We start from the raw sequence: 4,125 nt of genomic DNA on the forward strand, positions 1-4,125 counted from the left end.
GGAACGCGGAGACGTGGCGCTCGCCGTCCGGGCCGCACATGGCGGCGTCGACGTTGGAGACGTCCTTCATGTTGATGAACGTCGAGCCCGTCGCCTGCGCGGCATTGAACTGGCGGGCCTGCAGCGCATCCTCGACGACGCGGACCGGCGCCATGGGCACGCGCGGGGCGTTGCCGAAGACGTTGGCGGGGCACATGTAGTTCTCGCCGTCGCGCGAGGCGATCTCGGGCAGGCCGATGACCATGATGCGGGCGTTGGGGGCGTGCTCCTTCAGGCGGTTGATGGAGCCGGTGACCGACTCGTGGAACATGTCGTTCTGCACCTCGTTGGGGGCCCAGAACGCCTGCATGGCGTCGTTGGCGCCGATGGCGACGGTGATCAGGCGGGTGTTGCCGTTGACGTGGCCGTTCTGGATGGCGGTCTCGACGTAGCCGGCCAGGGTCTTCGGGGTGGTGGGCACGTAGGCGACGGTGCCGTTGCAGGTGTAGTCGTGCAACTGCATGTCCAGCTGGTGGGCGACGTTGTGGCCGACGTTAGTGGTGGACACCGGGCAGACGGCACCGGGGCGGCCGGTGCCGTTGGCCTCGTCGGTGGCGCCGGGGTTGGCCACGAAGGAGTCGCCGAAGGCCACGTACTCGCCGTTGGGGTTGGCCGTGGCGGTGTTGCCCGCGATGAGGGCGCCGCCGGCGGTGAGCACGGCTGCGGTGGTGGCCAGGATGCGGCGGGTCGTGGTCGACTTCATGCGGGTTCCTCTTCGGTCGTGTCGTGCGTGCGCGCCCCGGCGGGTGCGTCGCGTCGATGCTTCGCGAGTGCTTTACGACGCCGCCGCGCACCCCGATGACCGGGATCGTCGCGTTACGGCGCCGTTATCTCCGCGTTATGAAACACGTTTTGCCGAATGAAGTCAACCCGTGGGGTCGCCCGGTCAGTTCATGAACGTCGACCGCAGCGCGCCGACGACGCCGTCGGCCAGGCCCTCGCCCGAACGCAGCTCGACGTCGTCCTCGGCGAACGGCCCCTTCTCGGCGAGCTCCGCGTTCGTGGGGCGGGGCTGGATCAGGGTGAGGGAGGGGCCGTCGTCGAGCACGCCCGTGAACAGCCGGGCCTGCCGCGCGGCGCCGGCGCCCGCCGAGGCGCGGATCTCCTCGAGGCTGAGCCCCTCGACGGCGTCGGCGTCCTCCGGCGCGACGATGAGGATCTCCTGCGCCAGCACCGCGCCGACGACGCCCTCCGGCCATGAGGTGCGCGCGATGAAGTCGGACAGCTCCGGCGAACCGCCGTCGATGCCCTCCGGCAGCTCCTCCTGGACCACGACCGTCAGCGGCGACTCGTCGAGCAGCTCCGGGTCGAGCGCGTCGGCGACGAGCTCCGTGGGCACCAGCGCAAACAGCGTCGGCGGCGCGTCCCAGCCCTCGGCATGGACGAAGTCGACGGCCTCGCGCACCGCGCGGTTGAGGGCCTGCGGGGACAGCGTGCGATCGTCGGTCATGGGAGCGCCTTTCCGGTAACTGAGTTTGCCCCAGGGGGTTTTTCAATAGAGTAGGGGAGACCGCACAACCCGTAACGACTAGGAGACCCCTTGTCCACCAGCCCGACCAGACTGGGCCGCACGGGCATGCCGAGGCCGGGGTGGCTCGCCACCACGGTGATGATCCTCGCGATCCTTGCTTTGCTCGTTCCCGTCATAGTCAACGTCTACGTCGATTTCCAGTGGTTCGGGGAGGTGGGCTTCCGCGGCGTCTTCGCCAAAACGTGGGTGACCAGGGTCATCCTGTTCTTCCTCATCGGCGCGTTGGTCGGCGTGATCGTCTTCCTGTCGATGTGGCTGGCGTGGCGGCATCGTCCCCATGACCCGGGCCCGCTCGACCCGCAGAGCCCGCAGGCGATCTACCGCCGCATGGTCGAGTCGTCGCACAAGCCGGTGCTCATCGGCATCCCGCTGGTGTTCGCGCTGTTCGCGGGCCTGGTGGGGCAGGCCGGTTGGCGGACGGTGCAGCTGTTCCTCAACGGCGAGAGCTTCGGCCAGACCGACCCGCAGTTCCAGAAGGACCTGGGGTTCTACGCCTTCGATCTGCCGTTCTGGCGCTTTCTGGTGGACACCGCCATCCTGGCGATCATCGTGGCGTTCCTGCTGTCGCTGGTGACGCACTACATGCTCGGCGGCATCCGCGCGGGCAACCCGACCACCGGCGAGAAGACCCGGGTCTCCGGCGCCGCGCGCGCCCAGCTGGCGTCGTGGGCCGGCGTGTTCATGCTGCTCAAGGCCGCCGCCTACTGGCTGGACCGCTACGACATGCTGGGCAACCGCCAGCAGACGTTCACCGGCGGCTCCTACACCGACATCAACGCGCTGCTGCCGGCGAAGATCGTGCTGCTGGTCATCTCGATCGTCGTCGCCGCCGCGTTCTTCGCGTCCATCTTCCTGCGCAACCTGGCCATCCCGGCCATGGCGACGGTGCTCATGCTGGTCTCCGCGGGCATCATCGGCGTGGCGTGGCCGCTGGTCGTCGAGCAGTTCTCCGTGTCGCCGAACCGCGCCGCGAAGGAGCGGGAGTACATCGCCCGCAACATCGAGTCGACGCGCTACCACTACGGCCTGACCGACGACAAGGTCTCGGTCGAGCGCAACTGGGGCGTGCCGGGCGAGGAAGAAGAGGACGAGGTCTCCCAGGAGGAGGGCGCCGAGTCCATCGCCCAGGACACCAACACCCTGGCGAACATCCGCATCCTCGACCCCGAGGTGCTGTCGCCGACGTTCACGCAGCAGCGCCAGCTGAAGAACTTCTACGGTTTCCCGGAGTCGCTGTCCATCGACCGTTACGAGGTCGACGGCGAGATGCGCGACTTCGTCGTCGCCGCCCGCGAGATGAACCCGCAAACCCTGCAGGGCAACCAGCAGGACTGGATCAACCGCCACACCGTGTACACCCACGGCAACGGCTTCGTCGCCGCCCCGGCCAACCGGGTCGACGAGGTCGCGGCGGAGGCCGGCTCGGCGCGCGGCGGTTACCCCCTGTACACCGTGGCCGACCTGTTCGAGTCCGAGGACCCGAACGGCATGAACCTGGAGCTGGAGCAGCCGCGCATCTACTACGGCCCGGTCATCGCCAACTCCGACGCGGACTACGCGATCGTCGGCGGTTCCGGCGACGGCACCGACTTCGAGTACGACGCCGACGGCCGCAACTTCACCTACGACGGTTCCGGCGGCGTCGACGTGGGCAACATCTTCGAGCGCCTGGTCTTCGCCACCCGCTACCAGGAGGTCAACATCCTCCTGTCGGATCGCGTCGGCCCCGAGTCGAAGATCATTTACGAGCGTGACCCCCGCGAGCGCGTGCAGAAGGTCGCCCCGTGGTTGACCACGGACACCCGCACCTACCCGGCGGTCGTCGACGGCCGGATCAAGTGGATCGTCGACGGCTACACCACCCTGGCGTCGATGCCGTACTCCGAGCGCACGAGCCTCCAGGAGGCGACGCAGGATTCGCTGAACCCGGACGGGACGTCGCGCCCGCTGCCCAACAGCGAGGTCAGCTACATCCGCAACTCCGTCAAGGCCACGGTCGACGCGTACGACGGCACCGTGGAGCTCTACGAGTACGACGAGAATGACCCGGTGCTCAAGGCGTGGCGCGGGGTGTTCCCGGACGTCATCAAGCCGAAGTCGGAGATCTCCGACGCCCTGCAGGAGCACCTGCGCTACCCCGAGGACCTGTTCAAGGTCCAGCGTGAGCTGATGGCCCGCTACCACGTGTCCGACCCGGGCATCTTCTTCACCAACGACGCCTTCTGGTCGGTGCCGAACGACCCGACCGCCCCGGAGGACCAGGGCCTGTCGCAGCCGCCGTACTACGTAGTGGCGGCCGACCCGGAGACCGGTGAGTCCAGCTTCCAGCTGATCTCCGCCTTCCGTGGCCTGGAGCGCGAGTTCCTCTCGGCGCACATGACCGTGTCGTCCGATCCGGAGACCTACGGCCGCATCACCATCCGCGCGCTGCCGACGAACACCCAGACGATGGGCCCGAAGCAGGCGCAGGACACGATGATGTCGGCCGATGAGGTCGCCCAGGACCGCACGCTGCTGGAGGGCACCAACGTGGTGACCAACGGCAACCTGCTGAC

Annotated in this window: 3 protein-coding genes; 1 reads left to right on the forward strand and 2 read right to left on the reverse strand. The window is 68.2% G+C overall.

What is annotated here, in order from left to right; genetic code table 11:
- Window positions 1-742: GDSL-type esterase/lipase family protein (locus GX015_RS02945; protein ID WP_291342684.1), on the reverse strand; the 742-nt coding region annotated here is incomplete at its 3' end.
- Window positions 743-925: 183 nt separating this feature from the next.
- Complete coding sequence (locus GX015_RS02950; RefSeq protein WP_291342686.1) at window positions 926-1,489, reverse strand: PPA1309 family protein; 564 nt, start codon at window positions 1,487-1,489, stop codon at window positions 926-928.
- Between the two features lie 126 nt (window positions 1,490-1,615).
- Between GX015_RS02950 and GX015_RS02955 the strand changes: the two genes are divergently transcribed.
- Window positions 1,616-4,125 (forward strand): UPF0182 family protein (locus GX015_RS02955; protein WP_291342688.1); only part of this gene is annotated, 2,510 nt, incomplete at its 3' end.

The organism is Corynebacterium sp. (assembly GCF_012837295.1).
Classification (GTDB): domain Bacteria; phylum Actinomycetota; class Actinomycetes; order Mycobacteriales; family Mycobacteriaceae; genus Corynebacterium.